Genomic DNA, 17,975 nt, shown 5'->3' on the forward strand with positions numbered 1-17,975 from the left:
GTTCGTTGGTCATGCCTGCCCGCGATCGCGCGAAATCAGTGCCCGCGATCGTGTGAAATAGGTGCCCGGCTTCCCGTGAAATCGCTGCCCGCGATCAGATGAAATCAGTGCCCGCGATCACGCGAAACGCGCAGACCAGAAAGCGCCGGCTTTCGGGGATCAGATCGTTTCTGATGAGTTTGAACTCGGCGCGGGTGAGGCCAAGCCCATCGATATAATCGACCTCCCGGCCATGCGGGTTGGGCAAGAGGATCTTGGTGGCGACCTGCTCCATGATGCTATGCGAGATGTCCGAGCGCAGCGCGTCGGCCGGGCTTTGCGTCCCGAAGACCAGAAACGCATTCTGCTTCCGGTATGTCTTGAGGCCATCCTGCGCGAAGGCGCGGAAGGCATCATCGCCCAGCGCCTTCCAGAACTCGTCGATATCGATTACGAGCCGGCGGCCATCGAGCAGGGCATCGATCCGGTGGAACATGTACATCATCAGCGGCGTGCGGATCTCGGGATTGTCGAGGAAATCCGTCATGTCGAAACCGATGAACCTGGCCTCGAGCGTCAACTCGTCGCGGTCATTGTCGAACACCCAGCCAAGCGCTCCGCCCCGTGACCATTTCTCAAGCCGTGCCCCGATACCTTCCGGATCACGTTGTCCGAGCAATTGGCGTAGCGCGAGGATGGACCGTTCTTCCGGGGGAAGGCGCCCGATCGAGAGGATGCCCTCGTCGATCATCCGCTCCTGCGTGACGCCGAGCTGGATGCCCGAGGGGGTCACCAGATGCCGGATCAGCCTGCCGAGGAAGACGATATTGCCCGGGGTCTGCTCGAGCGCGCGGAGCGGAGCGAAGCCTGTCGGCACGCCGTTACGCAGCGCCAGATACGTGCCACCGGATGACCGTACATAGATTTCGGCGCCTCGGTCCTTGTCGATGAAGATCTGCTGCGCGCCGGTTTTCTCGAGCTGCGCCATCAGGAAATTCTGGACGACAGTCTTGCCGCCTCCCGACGGACCGATGATCAGCGTATGGCCGAGATCGTTCACATGAAAATTGAAGTAGAAGGGGGACTGAGCCGCGGTCTTCATCAAAGCGATGGCAGCGCCCCAATGATTGCCCTCCGCCTTGCCGGCAGGAAAGGTGTGGAAGGGGGAGAGAGCGGCGAAATTGCGCGACGTGATCGCCGCCGGCCGCGCACGCCACGCAAAGTTGCCCGGAAGCTGCGACCAGAAAGCGGCTTCCAGCGCCGGGCCTTCCCGCGCCGAGACCAGACCGGCATCGGCGAGCGCAGCCCGTGCCGTCGAAAGATTTTCGGCTAGGCGTTTCTGATTTTCACCGAAGACCGCGAGCGAGAAATGATGCTCGCCCAGGACAAAGCGATTGCTCTGCAGATCGTCGGCCGCGTCCGCCAACTCAAGCGCCTGACTTGCAGCGGCATCCTCGGTCGATGCCATCTGGTTCTGGCGCCGCCGCAGGCGCTCGGAGGCCCGCGCCTTGCCCATGAACGCAAAGGACTGCGTGACAACGAACGCGAAGTCCTGGCTAAGGAGCGCGTTCATCTGGCCGGGTCGCGTCATGGCCGGATATTCGCGGATACCGAACAGACCGACAAAGCGGCTCGTATCATGCGCGCGCACCTCGACCGTCTCGCGGCCGAAGATCACGCGTTCCCCATAGATGGCGGAACCGAGATGGCCGCGGACCAGCGGCACTCTGCCGGCGCGGCCCATCATTACCAGCTCGAGCACCTCGAGCGGTTGGGAGAACATCAGGCCGTTATGCTCGTAGAGGTGCAGACGCCGAGGCCGGCAGCGTGCGAGGAGCTTCTCGATATCGCGCGCCTTGTCCTCGAAGCGTGCGAGCTCATCCTCGTCCACCTCGGTCCCTTCCTTGCGTGCCGACGCCAGACGGCGAAGCAGCACGCCGGTGCGGTCGGCCGATCCCACGGACGGGCGCATGATCAGGGTGAGGTACAGTTCGTTGACAAACATCCGCTTGGCGGTGACGCGCGCACGATATTTTGCATCGAGGTCGGCCGCAAAAGCCGAGCGGAACTCGCCTTCGGGATAGTCCGTGATCGGCCGGCGAACGATGTGGGTCCAGATCGCGAGGCGGTCGTCGGCAATATTGCGCAGCGTACCGTTGAGCTTCTCGTGCCAGTCGTTGAGATGGACAGGGTCGGCGGTTTCAAACGCCATGCCTTCGAGCTTGAACATCATCATGAGGTCGCGCCCGTCGAGCGCGATGACGTTCTCGTCGATATGGCGCGCATAGGGCAGGTAACGCGCCGGGTCGGCCTCTTGTTTGAGGATCCGCCATGGCGTGCGGGCTGTCGCTCCGCTCAATGCGCTGGCCCGGCTAGCCACGTGCGAAGCCCGGGCGCTTCGCCCCGTCGATCGGCAGGGGAGAGTAGGAGCTGCCGCCCCACCAGCCGCGGTTGCGGCAGCGCGCCTTGGTCGTCGTCCACAGCCACAGCAGTCGAAACGCGTTGGCGTCGTGCCGGACAATCAGTCGGGCAATCGTCAGAAACGCACCGGCCAATGCGAAAGCGTAGAGCGGGTTGCCGGTGATGATGAGGGTCAGGCACGCTGCCAGCGCGATCGGCAGCGATGCCTCGATCGGTACGCCCAACCACATCGTTGGTCGGGTCACGGCCAGGAAGAGTGTCTCTTCCCTAAGCTTTTCGTCGTCCATCGCGGCGCACTCACGCGCCGCCGGTGATGGTATCGACGATCCACTGCGCGCTGAACACGATGAAGATACCGACAATGACCGTCACGAGGAGACCGAGGCTGGCACGGCCCGTGAAGAACATGAAGCCGACGATGACGACCGCGATCACCGCGATCGTCTTGGCAAATGTGCCGGTCAGCCAGGTCTTGATATTCTCGGCCATCGACGTGACGCCATCGGCCGCCTGGGCATGCGCGGGGTCGCTCAGCAGCATCGAAACCAGGATGGCGGTGGCGATGAGCGCCAGCGTCTGGACGAAAGCGCGGCGACGTGGCGGGAGCCAGATCGATATGGTCGAAGCGGGAATTGTCATTCGGTCGGTCCTTCTCTCGATGCCGGCGTCCCGTCACCAAACACCATCATCGAGGCGGTTTGGGCGCCTGCGGAAATGTCCCAGGACCGCGGTGCTTTCACCGCCGTCTGCACAATGCGAGGCTCCTGGATTGGCGTTTCGGATGCGGGTATTGGAGGGGTGGACCTGGCCGAGCCTGCGCCGGTTGGCGCCAATCCCCTGATCGCGGGAATAATGACCGCAGAGCTCGCATAGACTCTCGCCACATAGCCGTTGCCAAAGCCACGGGCCTGACTTCCGGTATTGTACATCGAGAGAGCAACGGAGATCGCGCGATCGGACGAACCCTGGGTGCGCGCCGCGTCAAGAAAGTTGCTCGACAGGACCCGCGCTGCTGCGGCGAGATTGCGACAGGGATCGAATGTGTCCTCGACCGAGAGACCCAGCCATCGAAGATTGGCGCTGTTGATCTGCCCGAGGCCGAGGTCGATATTATATCCCTTGGCGATCAACGATCGGGCGATCCGGGCGGCCGCCGCAGGCGTCGCGGGTCTTTCGGGTCGGATGCCGCGGGCGTTTACGCCGATGGCCAATGTGTCGAACTTGCTTTCGGTATGCACGACGGAAACCAGTGTTTCCGGCGCGACCGATGGCGCGCATTGCTGCGCGAGGGCAACGACGCTGGCCAGTTGCAGGATCATTGTGAACCCATTCTGGCTGGATACGGGGCCGGCGTAACGCGCTCGATATTGGCAAGCGAATAGGTTTGTTGCCGACCATCGGCAAACGTCATCACGACACGGCGGCGGGTGGCGGAGTCACGGTCGTAAACCTTGGTCTTCGCGACACCGCCGCCGCTACAGCCGGGAAAGGAGCCGCCGGTCGCCAGCTTTTGCCAAAGCTTGGTCATCGGGGGGATGCACGCGCCGTATTGCATCGCACCGCCCGGATTTGCGAGGCAAAGCAGAACCTGGCAGCCAAGATCGTTGGCTCGCGCCGGAACCGTCTGGGCGGACATCGCCACGAACGGCACGGCAAGGGCGATGTGCAGGCGCTGCATCCGATTTCTCCGCTTTTCAGCGCCGCTGCATTAAAAATGCTCCGACCACTTTCCGTTGAAAATCACCTCTCTTTTGAACCCGGCGCGGCAAATTCGGGCAATCCCCCCACAAGGGGGGAGCGGACGAACAAAGGATGGCAAGGGCGTAGAAATGGAAGTCGGCGTTGATGGCCAACGACCCTAGGAGCCTCAAGTCAAAACGACCTGAAGTGCTGCTCGCTATTGTGAGAGGCGGCGCTACTAGACGAGCGCGTCGATGTTCAGATGTCCGTCTCGCACGGCGCGAAGCACGAGCTGGGTCCGACGACGCACGCCGTATCGCCGGCGTGCACCTTCGACATATTCATGAACAGTATCGCGGCTCAACCCCAGTATCTGTCCGATCTCCCAGTCGCTCTTGCCCTGTGCCACCAGATCAATGCAGTCGATCTGGCGCGGGCTGAGCGCTATCGGCACGTTTGCCAGTTCATCTGGACCGAGAAGGGTTCGAGCCTGGTCGAACGCAACGGTGCCAATCAATCGGGCGGAGAGAAGGTCCGGGCTTGAAATATTGTCATCGCCCTGACGCGCTATGGTGAACATCGCGTCGGGCTCGTCGTGCATCCTGATCGGCATGGTGAACCCAGATGCCAGTCCATGTGCGCGACCCCGTTCAAGGATCGACCGCTGGCGAGCATTGGGCGCGATATAATCGCCGATCTGATCCCAGGTGAGCCCGGAGACGGTTTTGACGCAAGCGGCGTGAACCGGATCCTCAAGATAGAGACGTGACTCCAGGATTTCCTCGATCCAACGCACCGGATAGGTGGTTATCAGCAGGGCTTTGCGGGTGGTCCGCTTCAAGTCGACATTGTGCACCAATGCGAACCAACGGAATCCGAACTGGCGCACAATCGCATCAAGCAAGGATTTGAGCTGATCGAGCGTTGTCGCCTGCCGGCATTCTGCTTCGAATGCGGTGATATCGCCCAAGCGGCCGGCATCTTCGAGACTGCTCATAGTGCGAACGATTCGCATTTTGTTTGCGGCTTCGTCCAGTCACCGTTCGGCGAAGCCATTGAAAAACAAGACCGGCTGCCTCCAGCACCCAACTCCCCGCAAGAAAAGCACAGGTCGTCTTTAACACGAGCCGACCGATGCGATGATGAAAGGGCGCGCGTGACACTTTACCTTCGGGCAAAGTGTCACAGCCGACAAAATGATGAAAATCTGCGGCAAAGGGGATTCACTTCACCCCCTATATGTGCTTGATTCAATCCTGTTATGTTGCACGCTCCGATCATTGGCGACGGCCGCCCGCAACTGGATATGCCCTGCTTGCTGGAGATGCTTGCGCGGTCCTCGTCTCGACCGCGCTACGCTTTCATGGTGCTCAACCTCATTGCACAGGTTTCCCGATCCGATGGCAGCGCGGGGCCGTTAGTGGCCAAGGGCGGCGGCCTCATTCCTTTGCGTGACTGGCTTTGTGATGCGCTCACCCCGATGGGGCAGCGTGACCCCCGGCGCGTTGCCCTGGAAGAGCGGATACGCAGCGATCTGGCAATGTCAGGCGCATTGCCCGCCAACGTCGATCAGGCGACGGCAATCGTCGACGACGCCATCCGTGAGCAAGTGCGGGCGTCGGGAAAAACGAATGTGAGCCGGGCAGTATCCGAACTCGTGCGCGCTGGCTTGCTCAAGCGGCACTATCAGGGCTATTGTGTCGATCATCATAATCGCGGTGCGCAGCGCCAAGCCGTATATGTTCTGGCAGGGTGCGCGCGGGGTCTCATCGGCGGCCGACAAGACCAGCCGAGAGCGGTTCCAAGGCAGGCAGAACTGGCGTTCTAATCGCCTGGGAACTGGCCAAATTTAACATAACTACTATTATCAATCTTTGATTTCCGGCCCTTGTTATTTCGGCTCTCAGCGCTTCAGGCAAGCAATGATCGCCGACACGACGGCGGCGGTTTCGGCGACGTCGCGGACCTTCACCGTATCCACGCCGATTTCCGCCGCCGGATAGTCGTTGCCGCCGGGGTAGATCGCATCGCCGAGGAAGAGCATCCCGGCCAGCGGCACGCCGCTTTCCTTGCTCAGCCGCTTCAGTCCATAACCCTTGTCGACGCCGGCGCGGGTGACATCGATCGACGTGGTGCCGCCCAGGTTGATCGAAAGGCCGGGCAGCGCCGCCCGCAGCGTCTTCTGGATCGCGGTCCGCTTGGCGCGATCGCGATCCCAGCCCTCCTTCGCTTCCAGCGGCGCATCCTGGCCGAGGCCGGAAAAGGTAATCTGGCTTCCCCGATCCTCGATCCGTTCGCCCCAAAAGCGTTCGTCGGCAAGCCCCGCTTCCGACAGCGCACGGTCGAAGGCTGCGCGGATGCTCGCCTTCTCCGCGTCATCGAACAACTCAGCATAGATCGCGCGCCACGCACCGTCGACAAAGCGGTAGAGCTTCGTGCCGGTGGTCGGCATCAGCCATAGTCGCTCGCGCGCGGCGTCGATCGGCAAGCGCGAGGCGACTTGCCGGTCGAATTGCGGCCAGTCGCCGCCCGAGATCACCGCGACATCGACCACGGCCAGCAGACGCGCGAGCGTCGCCGCCATCTCGGCCGACAAGGGGCGCTTGCTCTCCGCAAGCGTCCCGTCGAGGTCGAATACGATCAGCCATTTCACGACGCGGTGCCCTCCCCGTCGCGGTTGCGCAGATCGTTGTGGAGGGCGGTCGCGGCGATTGCCGCATGGCCCATCGCGACGCTGATCTGATCGAGCGACATGACGATATCGCCCGCCGCATAGACGCCGGCGACGCTCGCGCGCTGCTTGGTATCGACGACGATGCAGCGATCGTCGCTCAGCTCGACACCGAGCTGGCGCGCAAGCGCATTGTTGCTGTCCGACCCGAGCGCCGGATACACCGTGTCGACGTGAAGCTCGCTGCCGTCGGTCAGGTGGAGCGCGACCCGATCGCCCGAAAAGTCCATTCGGGCCAGCGGTCTCGCCGCGATCTTGATTCCGGCCGCCGCGAGCGCGGAGCGATCGTCAACACTCAGGTCAATTGTTTCATGCGCGACCAGCGTGATCCGGTCCGAGAAGGTGCGCAGGAACAGCGCCTCCGCGACGCCGTGCGTATCCGCGCCGATCACCCCGATCGCCAGCCCGGTCGCTTCGTAACCGTCGCAGACCGGGCAATAGCGCAGGGCTCCCCGCTGGAGGGCGTCGCGGTGCGTATCTGCATCGAGCGCAGGTCGGCGATTTTCGACCCCGGTTGCGATCAAGACGGCACGCGCGGAGATCGTCACGGTGGACCCTCGCGCTTCGAAACCATCCACCTTACCGTCGATGTTCTCGATGCGATCCGTCAGGATCGTCGCGCCGTAGCGTTTGGCCTGTTCGCGCATCCGCCGCAGCAGCTCTTCGCCCGCGATCCCATCCGGAAAGCCGGCATGATTATGGGAGAGCGGTATCCATTTCGCTCGGCTATGCCCTTCGTCGACCACGACCACGCGGCGGTGATATCGCGCAAGGTAGATCGCCGCCGTGAGGCCCCCGGGGCCGCCGCCGACGATCAGGGCATCGTAGCGGTCCGCCGTCATGCCGCTTGCGTCGCCGGATCGCGGTAGGCGAGCAGCCGCAGCGCATTGAACACGACCAGCAGCGTCGAGCCTTCATGCATCGCGACCGCCGGGCCGATGCCCAGGCCCAAGATCGTCGCGGGCACGAGGAACGCCACGACGCCGAGGCTGACGAACACATTCTGCCGGATAATACCGCGGGTGTGTCGGCTCAGACCCACCGCGAATGGCAGGTGCGCGAGATCGTCGGCCATCAGCGCGACGTCGGCCGTTTCCAGCGCCACGTCCGAGCCCGCAGCGCCCATCGCGATGCCGACGGTCGCCGACGCCATCGCCGGCGCATCGTTGACGCCATCGCCGACCATCGCAACCTTGTCTTCGCCGGCGAGCTTCTTGATCGAGGCAACCTTATCCTCCGGCATCAGGTCGCCCCATGCCTCGTCGAGCCCGACATCCTTGGCGATGGCGTCGGCCACCTTCTGGTGGTCGCCGGAGATCATAATCATCCGGGTGATGCCCATCTCGCGCAGCCGCTTGAGCGCAACTTTGGCCGCCTCGCGCGGCGTGTCCATCAGCCCGATCGCGCCGATGTCCTTATCGCCCTTGCGGACGACCATCGTGGTGCGCCCGCCCTCGCGCAGGGTTGCAATCGCGTCGGTCGCGGCCGCGTTCAGCGTGGGGATACCCTCCACGCCGAACATCTCGGCCTTGCCGATCCACACCGTCTCGCCATCGACGGTCGCGGTGACACCGCGACCTGTCAGGCTCTTGAGATCGGTCGCGGTCGGCAGCTCGCGCCCGCCCAAGCGCTCGCGTCCATCTTTCACGATCGCCTGTGCCAGCGGGTGATCGCTCAAGCCCTCGACTGCGACCGCGAGCGCCAACAGATCCTCTTCGCTCGCGCCGTCGACGGGGACGACATCGGTGATGCGGGGGCGCCCTTCCGTCAGCGTCCCCGTCTTGTCGAAAGCGATCGCCTTTAGCGAGCCGAGGTTTTCGAGCGGCGCGCCGCCCTTTACCAGCACGCCGCCGCGTGCGGCCCGCGCGACGCCGGACAGCACCGCGCTCGGGGTGGCGATCGCCAGGGCACAGGGGCTGGCGGCGACCAGCACCGCCATCGCGCGATAGAAGCTGTCGCGGAACGGCTCGTCGATCACAACCCACGCGAACAGCAGGATGAACGAGAGTGCCAGCACCGCCGGCACGAAGACGCGCTCGAACCGATCGGTGAACCGCTGCGTGGGCGACTTCTGCGTCTCCGCTTCGCTCACCATTTTCACGACCTTCGCGAGCGCGCTTTCGTTGGAACGCCGCGTCACCTCGATCTCGATCGCAGCGCCGCCGTTGATCGTGCCGGCGAACACCCGCGACGTCGCCTCGACCGCATCGGGCTTCGCGCGCGCCGCCTCGACATCGGCGACCGGCTCCTTGTCGACTGGGATGCTCTCGCCGGTGACGGGGGCCTGGTTGATCGCGCTCGACCCCTTGATGACGAAGCCATCGGCGGGCAGGCGTTCGTTCGGGCGCACGACCACCACGTCGCCGACCACCAGCTCCTCGACCGGAATCTCCGTCGTCTGCCCGTCACGGCGCACCGTCGCCTTGTCGGGCGCAAGTTCGGCCAGCGCCTCGATTGCGCGCTTGGCGCGACCCATCGCGTAATGCTCGAGCGCATGGCCGAGGCTGAACAGGAACAGCAGCAGCGCGCCTTCCGCCCAGGCACCGAGCGCCGCGGCGCCGGCGGCCGCGACGAGCATCAGCGTATCGATCTCGAATTTCTTCAGCTTCAGATTGTCGATCGCCTCGCGCAGCGTGAAGAAGCCGCCGAACACATAGGCGCCGACATAGAAGGCGGTCGGCAGCCAGTCGGGCGTACCCGCCACCAGCTTCTCGATCGCGAAGCCGATCGCCAGCAGCGTGCCGCAGGCAAGCGCAAAGATCAGCTCGGTATTGGGGCCGAGGAAATTGGCGTGGGCGTGATCGTGACCATCATCCGGTCCGTGCTTTTCCGCGCCCTCCGCATGGCCACCAGACCCGTGATCGTGCCCGGCATGGCCGTCGGCGCCGTGATCGTGTCCAGCATGATCGGAGCCCGTCCGCTTGCCCGGCTTGACCTTGAGCTTGCCCAGCGCCGCGACGATCGCGGCCTCATCGACGCGCTCCTTGTCATATTCGACCCGGACGCTGCCCGAGGCGCTGGCGTCGGCCTGCAGCACGCCGGGCACTTGGCACAGGGTTTCGCCGACGGTGCGGGCGCGGCGTTCGTGCCCGATCCCCTCGACCTGCCATGTCGCATGGCCGTATCGCCCGCTGATCTCGGCGCCCGCCGCCCGCACCATCTCGCGCACACGCGGCAGCGGCAGGGCCGCCCCGTCGAAATGGATGCACAGCTTTGCCGGTGTGTCGCCATCGGCGGGCAGGACGTGCGCGCGCTCGACGCCGGGTTTGGCGCTCAACGTCGAGACGAGGCGCCCTACACAGGCATCGGCCACGTCGGGAACCTCGGGCAGAAGGACGGGAATATCGAGTTCGAGTTTTTCGGTCATCACGCCGTCTCCGCGTTGGTCTTGGTTTCTGCCCGCGCATCGCGCAGGATTTCGATGCCGCCCTTGATCGCGATCAGAGCGGTAGCCAAGCCGACCAATAGATCGGGCCAATTCGTTCCCAGCCACAGCACCAACGCCCCCGCGATCAGTATGCCGCCGTTGGAGATGAAATCGTTGAAGCTGAAAGTGGTCGCCGCGCGCAGATTAACATCGGGCTGCTTGAGCCGTTGCAGCAGACGCAAACAGATATAGTTCACGACACCGGCAATCGCCGACATCACCATCATTGTCGGCCCGATCGGTTCACTGCCCTGGATATAGCGACGGCCGACGTCGAGCAGGATGCCGCCCGCAAAGATGAGTAGCACCACGCCCGACACGGTTGCAGCCCGTGTCTTCCATGTGCGCCCGTGGCTCAGCGCGACGAGGCTCAGCCCATAGACGGCCGTGTCGGAGAGGTTATCGACGCCATTGGCGATGAGCGCGCTGGAATCGCCAGTCAGGCCGGTCACGAAGAAGCCGGCGGCGATCGCCGCGTTGAGCAACAGCACGATCCAAAGCGTGCGCCTCTCGGCCGAGACCTTTGCGTCCGGTGTAGCCGTCATGCCATGATTTCCTCGATCAGCAGGAGGACGAGGAAGCCGACGAAGAACATCGCGCTGATAAGCGGCGAGTCCGGCTTCTCGTGCGCTTCGACCAGCAACTCTTCGGTGACGAGATAGAGCAGCGCCATAAGGCCGAAGCTCAGGAAGCCGGTGATCCATATCGGCGTCAGCAACGCCACCGGCTGCGCGATCAGCGCACCGATAGGCACAAGCACCGCCAGCGCGCAAGTCAGGCCGATCGCCTTTGCCTTGCGATACCGCCCCACCAGATCGTTGGTGAGGGTCAGGGCCAGGAACAGCACTTCGAGGGTCAGTGCGACGGCCAACAGCGTGCCCGCCTTCTCGCCGGCGATGAAGGCGAGACCGAGAACAAGGCCATCTATCGCCAGATCGAGCCCGATCGCGGCGAGCAGCGCGACAGGCCCCTCAAACCGGCTTTCGGCCGCCTTCAGGCCGAGCATCACGGCGACGCCCAGCGCTCCGCCGATCAACGTCGCGGTCGGAGAACCGCCGTGCATCACCAGCGGCAGGATCTCCGTCGCAGCAGCGGCGAACACCACGCCGGCCGCGAGATGCTGCATGGCCGCCACCAGCTTCTCGCCGGGAGTGCGCCATCCGGCGATCAGCGCGCCGATCATGATCGCGATCATCGGGATCAGGGAGAATTTGAGCGCCGCCATCGTCAGCGCCCCTCTGTGCCGGGTGGGTTGGTCACAAGCTCGTATCCTTCCTGCACAAGACGGGGGGCTTGTCCCCTTCCTCGATCTTGAGTTCGTTGCCCGAGAACATCGCGCTCATCGTGTCGCCGACATATTGAAGCCCGGCCGCAGGCGCGGTCAGGACAACCGGCGCAGCGTCCCCGTCGCGGCGCAGCTCGAGCGTCAGGCCCTCATTCTTGAAGTCGACGAGGAGCGGGCGATCGTCGTCGCACCGATAGGGGTGGCGACCGGGGATGCCGCTGGCATCCCCGCTGTCCCCGGCGTGGATTTCCTGTTCGGTCGGCGGCGCCTTGCGAGGTTGTTCGGAACAGCCCGATAGCGCCAGCGCAACGCTCATGCTGGCGATCCCAATCCGCATTGGCGTCATCAATGCCTCCGGGAAAATCCTGATGCTCATCCAAGCCATTGCGCAGCTCCGACGACGACGGCGATCATGACCATGATGCCCAAGAGCAGCAGCTTTTCCTGTCGCGGATCGCCGACGTTGCGGATGCGCACGGCGATCTGCCAGGCAGGGCGCATCCGGACGCGCCAAGACCCGGCAGCGATCCGGTCCAATTCGGTATCCGAAAGCTGGAAAAACGACTTCACGTCGCCCCGAGAGCGTCCCGTGAGACCCGTCACCCGAAAAACCGGGTCGGCAAACGCCAAGTCAATGGCACTTGGTTTCCCTGCCATCGGTGCGTCGTCGTCGCCCGATGCCCATGACGGACTTAGAAGAGTGATAAGCTGATTTGGGTCTCGTTCGAGCAGAGAAGCCCAGCGTACCAAGCGCGAACGACGGTCGTCGTTCGAAAGCGCAGTCATGGGCCTTGAATGTCCACCGCTTTTTGGCCGGCGCCATTTCACCAGCGAACTTGAGAGACGATTGCGCTTCATTGCCGGTCAGCCGGCTCGAGGTGATTTTGGGAGGCGCGCTTCAGCGGATGGGAAAAGCGCAATGTCAGAAAGGTCGTCAGACTGAGAACCACCGCGATGTCATAGAGACCGTAGCCGACAGCGGCGCCCAGTGCGCCGGTCGACCACAGGCTTGCAGCGGTCGCGGTCCCCGACGCTTTCCCGCGATACTTCAATATGGCGCCGCCGCCGATGAAGCCGACGCCGGTGATCAATCCTTCGAGCAGGATTGCTTGGGCAGGAGACGTGCGTCCGAGAATGGCGATGCCGACGAGCACGAACCCGCAACTGGCAATGGCGACCAGCGGGAAAGTGCGAATGCCAGCGCTGCGTTCGTCTTTCTCCCGGTCCCAGCCAACCGGAAGCGCAAGCGCATAGGCCAGCGCAAGACTGACGACATGGGAAAGAGTCTCTCCCCAATATGGCAGCGTCATCATGCGGCCGAGCCTTTGCCTTGGCCGCCTGCCACACTGTCCGCTGCATCTTGATAAGCGAGCACCCTTTTGCAGGCCAGCGCGCGCGCACCGGGGCGCTTGAGTGTGATCTGGTCGCCGCCTGAGATCGACACGTTGAGGTTCCGACCGACATAGGTCCGCCCGCTTGCCGGCGATGTTACGCGTTCCGGAGCGGCGTTCGGTCGGGTCTTTATGTCGAGGGTCAGGCCATCGCCGAGGAAGTCGACATCGAGGCGTGAACCATCAGGACAGGCATAGAAATGCTCGCCGATGAAGTTGGGCAGCTCGCGATCACGCGACGCTTCAGCCTCGCTCTTGTTAGTGGCTGGCGAGCAGCCGAGCAGGCCCGGCGCCAGAGCAAGCCCGGTTGCGAGTATGATCCCCCGAACCGGGCCGTTCCCAAGGCGCCGAGCCGCTATTTCCCCGACTTTCCATAATCTGTCGCCATGGGCGCTACAGGGGGCACGCCCATGGCGCGGGCCGTTCTCACACGGACACCCGAAGGACTCGTTGTGTGGCGGCCGATCCATAGCAGTCAGTCGAACAATTCGCTCAGGAAGCCCTTGCGGCGACCCTTATGCCCCCGCTCGTAGCCGTGCTTTCCGCCATGATCGCCATGGCCGCGATCATCGGATGTTCCGAGGCGAACGCCGCTCAACGGCCGCGCGCTGTCATCGCCGGCGCTGCGCTCGATAATCTTGTCGAGTTCGCCGCGATCGAGCCAGACGCCACGACACTGCGGGCAATAGTCGATCTCAATGCCCTGCCGCTCGCTCATGACGAGATCGACGCGGCAAGTCGGGCATAGCAGCCCTGCGGAGGGACGGTTGTCTACCATGATGGATTCCCTTCTTTAGAATGCTGGCCCGTTAGTCGTTCGCGGCACCGCGAGGCGGCGGTGGTTTGATGGGGCGCCGATGATGCCGCATGGACCGCCCTGGCAGTCGCGATTGCCGGCGCAGGAGGGCGAGAAACGCCGCATCCTGCAGCCGCATTGTTCGCCGCAGACCCTTGCGCATTATGCGGCCGGCCAGGCCGCCGATGATGCCACGACATTCGACCGAATGGTGAATGCAGACACCGTTCGCGATCGGCTCGATCTCGTAGCGTTCGTCGAAGGTGAGGAAGCCCTTCACGCCCATCTGCCAACCGATGAGCTGGGGCTTGGTCAGGCGGTTGATGATCATTTGCGTCGTCATCTTGCGGTCGCCTTTGAAGAGCAGCCAGGTGACGTCCATTTCGGCACCGCGTTCGGCATCGCCCGCAATACGATAGATCGGATGCCATCGTGCGTAGCCTCTCAGATCGGAGATCAGCGACCAAACCCGCAGCGCGGACATATTGAACTCGAAACTTGTCTCTTCCTTCATGGCTGCCTGTCCTGTCCGGCCAAGGCGCGGCGAAACCGGAGGCCGCGCAGAGGCGGCCGCCTCCCCGATTGGGCGGGGGATTGATGGGAGCTGGTGGGGCGTCGAGGGCTTGCATGGCGCAAGCCCTCTCGCTTGCCGGACCGCGGTTCATAGTCTTAGGCTTCCAGCGTCTTGCTGGCCTTGCCACCAATGACCTCGACCGCCTCAAGGGTCATCAGCCCGATGTCGGGTACATCGCTCAAGGCAGACACGAACGCGCGCAAAGCGTCCTCGAAATCGACGATTTCGATCACCACTGCCCGATCACTCTCAAGCACATGGCGTCGGTGGACGTGCGCCGATGCCCCGAAGCCTATCAGCGCCTCCAGCACCGTCAGGCCAGCCATCTTTCGATCGCGCGCCAGCGAGGCCACATATTCGAAGACCTTGCGATCGCCGATATAGGCCGCCTCGTCCGTATAGATGCGCAGCAGTTTCCGGACAGGTTCTACCATCATGCTTCTCCTTTCAGGTGGGCGGGTTCCTCGCCATGCGGCGTGCTCGCCTCTTGCTCATTTTGACGATCGGTCCGCCCGAGGATCACTTTCGCGATCGCCGGCAGCACCAGCAGTGTCAGGATGGTGGCCGCGACGAGACCACCGATCACGGTGACGGCCAGCGGCTTCTGCACCTCAGCACCAGTGCCGTGGGCGAGCGCCATCGGCACGAAGCCGATCGCGGGCACGAACCCGGTCATGATGACCGCCCGCATCTTCTCGGCCATGCCGTGGCGGATCGCCTCCGCCACCGGCAATCCAGCTTCGATGCGCTCCCGGATCGCGGACATCACAACAAGGCCGTTCAGCACCGCCACGCCGGCAAGACAGATGAACCCGACCGCCGCCGACACCGAAAAGTTGATGCCGGTCAGCAGCAGGGTAAACACGCCGCCCGCCAGACCAAGTGGCACCGCCAAAAACACCGATGCTGCCCTGCCGAAGCCGCCGAGTGCCATGTAGAGCAACCCGAAGATTACCAGGAAGCACAGCGGCACCACGATCGATAGCCGCTTCGATGCCGCTGCCAAATTCTCGAACTGACCGCCCCATTCGAGGTAGTAACCGGCAGGCAACTTGACCTGTGCGATCTTTGCCTGCGCTTCCTGGACGAATGAACCCGCATCGCGGCCGCCCAGATTGACCTGGACGACCACACGACGCTTGCCGTTCTCCCGGCTGATCTGGTTCAGACCTTCCGTCAGCCGGATTTGCGCCACTTGCGCAAGCGGCACCTGGGCACGCGGCCGTCCCTCGACTTCCGGCAGCAGCACCGGCAGCGTCCGGATTTCGTCAAGGTTCGCGCGCGTGGCCTCAGGCACGCGCACGGTGACATCGAACCGCCGATCGCCCTCATAGACGAGCCCCGATTCACGGCCGCCGAGCCCTGCCGCAACCGTGTCCGCGACGTCGCGCACCGTAAGACCCAACCGCGCTATCGCCGCGCGGTCGAGCCTTACATCAAGCGCCGGCGCACCACCGACCTGCTCGGCCTTGACGCTCGCCGCACCGGGTACGGTCTGAAGCACCCGCACCATCTCGTTGGCGGTCAGCGCCATCTTGTCGAGATCGTCGCCGTAGAGCTTGATCGCGACATCGCCGCGGACACCGGCGATTAGTTCGTTGAAGCGGAGCTGGATCGGCTGACTGACCTCGTAGAGATTTCCGAGGAGCCCTTTGGTAGCTTTCTCAATCTTCGCGACCACGTCGGCTTTAGTCGTACCCTCGGCCCACTCTTCCTTCTCCTTCAGAATGACGAAGCCGTCGGATACGTTCGGCGGCATCGGGTCGCTGGCTACTTCCGCCGTGCCGGTCTTGGAAAACATCAAGGCGACTTCCGGAATCTTTATCACCGCCTCTTCGACCTTGCGTTCCATTGCCAGCGACTGATCGAGGCTGACCGAGGGCACGCGAGTCGATGCGAAGGCGAGATTCTTCTCGTCGAGCTGCGGAATGAACTCCGATCCCAGCAAGCCAAATGCGGGAATTGCCGCCAAAAAGAAGGCTAACCCCCCCAGGATGAACGGCCACGGGCGTGCGATCGCCTTGTCCAGCAAAGGCAGGTAGCGGTCCTTGGACTTCCGGATCAACCACACGTCCTTTTCCGCGACTTTTCCGCGAATCATGATCGCCACCAGCGCCGGCACCAGCGTGATCGCCAGAACGAAAGCCGCCACCAGCGCGAGCATGATGGTGATCGCCATCGGCGAGAACGTCTTGCCCTCGGTGCCCGTGAACGTCAGGAGCGGGGCGAAGGCGAGGAGGATGATCGCCTGACCATATACGGTCGGCTTGATCATCTCCTGCGCGGCCCGCATCGTCTCCTCGAGCCGTTCTCGCAGAGAAAGCAGCCGGCCTTCATGTTCCTGTCGATGCGCCAATCTGGCGAGGCAGTTTTCGATGATGATGACCGCGCCGTCGACGATCAAACCGAAGTCGAGCGCGCCCAGGCTCATCAGGTTTCCGGGGACTTTGAAGGCGTTCATCCCCATCGCCATCATCAGAAACGAGAACGGAATCACCAGTGTCGCGATAATCGCCGCGCGCCAATTGCCGAGCAGCAGAAACAACGACGCCGCAACGAGGATTGCGCCTTCGGTGAGGTTGCGCTGCACCGTAGCCACCGTGGCCCCAACCAACGCCGCGCGGTTCAGCACAACCTTCACCTCGATACCCGGCGGCAGCGTCTTTGCTACCTGATCGAGCTTGGCAGTTGCCGACTCAGCTACGACGCGGCTGTTCTGGCCGATCAACATCAGCACAGTGCCAATGACCGCCTCCCGGCCGTTCATGCTGCCGGCACCCGTCCGCAAATCGCCACCAACGCGAACATTCGCGATCTGGCCGATGGTAATTGGCGTTCCGCCTCGTGTCGCCGCGACCGCGTTGCGGATTTCATCAACGGTTCGCACGCGTGAGTCGACGCGCACGAGATAGGCTTCGCCGCCGCGGTTATAGTAATTCGCACCGACCGCAAGATTGGCGTTTTCGAGAGCCTGGCCGAGCTCGCTGTACGAGACACCGAAACTGGCGAGCTTGGTCGGATCCGGCTCGACCACGAAGGTCTTGGCATAGCCGCCAATCGAATCGACCCCCGCAATGCCTTTAACCGACCGCAGTTGAGGGCCGATAATCCAATCCTGAACGGTGCGCAGGTAGCTCGCTTTGGCCACCCCATCGGTCAGCCGCTCGCCTTCGGGTGTCAGATAGCTGCCGTCAGGCTGCCAGCCGGGTTGGCCAGCAACTTTTTTGGCGCCCTTCCCGTCCGGGTTGGCATAATCAACGGTGTACATGACGATTTCGCCTAGGCCGGTCGACACCGGTCCAACCTGCGGCTGCACGCCGTCGGGCAGGTTTTCTGTCGCTTGGCGCAGCCGTTCACCTACCTGCTGACGCGCAAAATAGAGATCGGTATCGTCAGTGAAGATCGCGCTGACCTGGCTGAAGCCGTTACGCGAGATAGAGCGCGTCGTTTCCAGGCCGGGGATGCCGGCGAGCGCGATTTCGACCGGATAGGTTACGAGTTTCTCGATCTCGACCGGCGAGAGCCGCGGGTCGACCGTATTGATCTGAACCTGTTTGGTGGTGATGTCGGGCACCGCGTCGATCGGCAGCTTGGAGAGCTGCCACACGCCAAGACCGGCGATGACGAGGAACAAGGCTAGGACCGTCCAGCGAGCGCGGACGGAAAGCGCCATAAGGTTGGCTATCATGGC

19 protein-coding genes are annotated in these 17,975 nt (G+C 63.4%); 1 reads left to right on the top strand and 18 read right to left on the bottom strand.

The window, feature by feature from the left end; genetic code table 11:
• Positions 1 to 94 precede the first annotated feature (94 nt).
• The 6 genes from SBA_RS25010 to SBA_RS25035 form a co-directional block, all read right to left on the bottom strand.
• A complete protein-coding gene (locus SBA_RS25010) occupies positions 95 to 2,359 on the bottom strand; it encodes a VirB4 family type IV secretion/conjugal transfer ATPase (RefSeq protein WP_261937549.1) in 2,265 nt (754 codons plus the stop codon).
• The gene (locus SBA_RS25015) at positions 2,352 to 2,687 is read right to left on the bottom strand and encodes a type IV secretion system protein VirB3 (RefSeq protein ID WP_179563582.1); all 336 of its coding nucleotides are present in this window, start codon (positions 2,685 to 2,687) and stop codon (positions 2,352 to 2,354) included. Before SBA_RS25015 ends, SBA_RS25010 begins: the two co-directional genes overlap by 8 nt.
• 10 nt (positions 2,688 to 2,697) lie before the next feature.
• A complete protein-coding gene (locus SBA_RS25020) occupies positions 2,698 to 3,039 on the bottom strand; it encodes a TrbC/VirB2 family protein (protein WP_179563583.1) in 342 nt (113 codons plus the stop codon).
• Positions 3,036 to 3,719: a lytic transglycosylase domain-containing protein gene (locus SBA_RS25025; RefSeq protein WP_179563584.1), complete on the bottom strand. Its 684-nt coding sequence runs from the start codon at positions 3,717 to 3,719 to the stop codon at positions 3,036 to 3,038. Before SBA_RS25025 ends, SBA_RS25020 begins: the two co-directional genes overlap by 4 nt.
• Positions 3,716 to 4,078, bottom strand: a complete 363-nt coding sequence (locus SBA_RS25030) for a hypothetical protein (protein ID WP_179563585.1) — start codon at positions 4,076 to 4,078, stop codon at positions 3,716 to 3,718. The genes SBA_RS25025 and SBA_RS25030 overlap by 4 nt, the downstream gene beginning before the upstream one ends.
• Positions 4,079 to 4,318: 240 nt before the next feature.
• Positions 4,319 to 5,077: an autoinducer binding domain-containing protein gene (locus tag SBA_RS25035; protein ID WP_179563586.1), complete on the bottom strand. Its 759-nt coding sequence runs from the start codon at positions 5,075 to 5,077 to the stop codon at positions 4,319 to 4,321.
• Between the two features lie 264 nt (positions 5,078 to 5,341).
• On the opposite strand from SBA_RS25035, the gene SBA_RS25040 reads away from it, so the two are divergent.
• Entirely contained in the window at positions 5,342 to 5,908 is a 567-nt protein-coding gene (locus tag SBA_RS25040) for a hypothetical protein (RefSeq protein ID WP_179563587.1), read from the top strand.
• 75 nt (positions 5,909 to 5,983) lie between these two features.
• On the opposite strand, the gene SBA_RS25045 is transcribed toward SBA_RS25040, so the two are convergent.
• The 12 genes from SBA_RS25045 to SBA_RS25100 form a co-directional block, all read right to left on the bottom strand.
• Positions 5,984 to 6,733, bottom strand: coding sequence for an HAD-IIB family hydrolase (locus SBA_RS25045; protein WP_179563590.1), 750 nt, complete (start codon positions 6,731 to 6,733; stop codon positions 5,984 to 5,986).
• Positions 6,730 to 7,653: an NAD(P)/FAD-dependent oxidoreductase gene (locus SBA_RS25050; protein WP_179563591.1), complete on the bottom strand. Its 924-nt coding sequence runs from the start codon at positions 7,651 to 7,653 to the stop codon at positions 6,730 to 6,732. The genes SBA_RS25045 and SBA_RS25050 overlap by 4 nt, the downstream gene beginning before the upstream one ends.
• Positions 7,650 to 10,178, bottom strand: coding sequence for a heavy metal translocating P-type ATPase (locus SBA_RS25055; protein ID WP_261937550.1), 2,529 nt, complete (start codon positions 10,176 to 10,178; stop codon positions 7,650 to 7,652). The genes SBA_RS25050 and SBA_RS25055 overlap by 4 nt, the downstream gene beginning before the upstream one ends.
• Entirely contained in the window at positions 10,178 to 10,783 is a 606-nt protein-coding gene (locus SBA_RS25060; RefSeq protein WP_179563593.1) for a cation diffusion facilitator family transporter, read from the bottom strand. Before SBA_RS25060 ends, SBA_RS25055 begins: the two co-directional genes overlap by 1 nt.
• A complete protein-coding gene (locus SBA_RS25065) occupies positions 10,780 to 11,463 on the bottom strand; it encodes a ZIP family metal transporter (protein ID WP_179563594.1) in 684 nt (227 codons plus the stop codon). The genes SBA_RS25060 and SBA_RS25065 overlap by 4 nt, the downstream gene beginning before the upstream one ends.
• A 31-nt stretch (positions 11,464 to 11,494) precedes the next feature.
• Positions 11,495 to 11,839, bottom strand: coding sequence for an MliC family protein (locus SBA_RS25070; protein ID WP_261937551.1), 345 nt, complete (start codon positions 11,837 to 11,839; stop codon positions 11,495 to 11,497).
• 56 nt (positions 11,840 to 11,895) lie between these two features.
• A complete protein-coding gene (locus tag SBA_RS25075; RefSeq protein WP_179563596.1) occupies positions 11,896 to 12,309 on the bottom strand; it encodes a hypothetical protein in 414 nt (137 codons plus the stop codon).
• Between the two features lie 68 nt (positions 12,310 to 12,377).
• On the bottom strand, positions 12,378 to 12,833 hold the full coding sequence (locus SBA_RS25080; RefSeq protein ID WP_261937561.1) for an MgtC/SapB family protein: 456 nt from the start codon (positions 12,831 to 12,833) through the stop codon (positions 12,378 to 12,380).
• 556 nt (positions 12,834 to 13,389) lie between these two features.
• Positions 13,390 to 13,692, bottom strand: coding sequence for a TFIIB-type zinc ribbon-containing protein (locus SBA_RS25085; RefSeq protein ID WP_179563597.1), 303 nt, complete (start codon positions 13,690 to 13,692; stop codon positions 13,390 to 13,392).
• A gap of 31 nt (positions 13,693 to 13,723) precedes the next feature.
• Positions 13,724 to 14,224 carry an SRPBCC family protein gene (locus SBA_RS25090; RefSeq protein ID WP_179563598.1) on the bottom strand — a complete coding sequence of 167 codons (501 nt, stop codon included), beginning with the start codon at positions 14,222 to 14,224 and terminating at the stop codon, positions 13,724 to 13,726.
• Between the two features lie 155 nt (positions 14,225 to 14,379).
• The gene (locus SBA_RS25095; protein WP_179563637.1) at positions 14,380 to 14,718 is read right to left on the bottom strand and encodes a DUF190 domain-containing protein; all 339 of its coding nucleotides are present in this window, start codon (positions 14,716 to 14,718) and stop codon (positions 14,380 to 14,382) included.
• On the bottom strand, positions 14,718 to 17,972 hold the full coding sequence (locus SBA_RS25100; protein ID WP_179563599.1) for an efflux RND transporter permease subunit: 3,255 nt from the start codon (positions 17,970 to 17,972) through the stop codon (positions 14,718 to 14,720). Before SBA_RS25100 ends, SBA_RS25095 begins: the two co-directional genes overlap by 1 nt.
• Between the last annotated feature and the right edge of the window lie 3 nt (positions 17,973 to 17,975).

The sequence above is a fragment of the Sphingomonas bisphenolicum genome, from assembly GCF_024349785.1.
In the GTDB taxonomy this organism is placed as follows: domain Bacteria; phylum Pseudomonadota; class Alphaproteobacteria; order Sphingomonadales; family Sphingomonadaceae; genus Sphingobium; species Sphingobium bisphenolicum.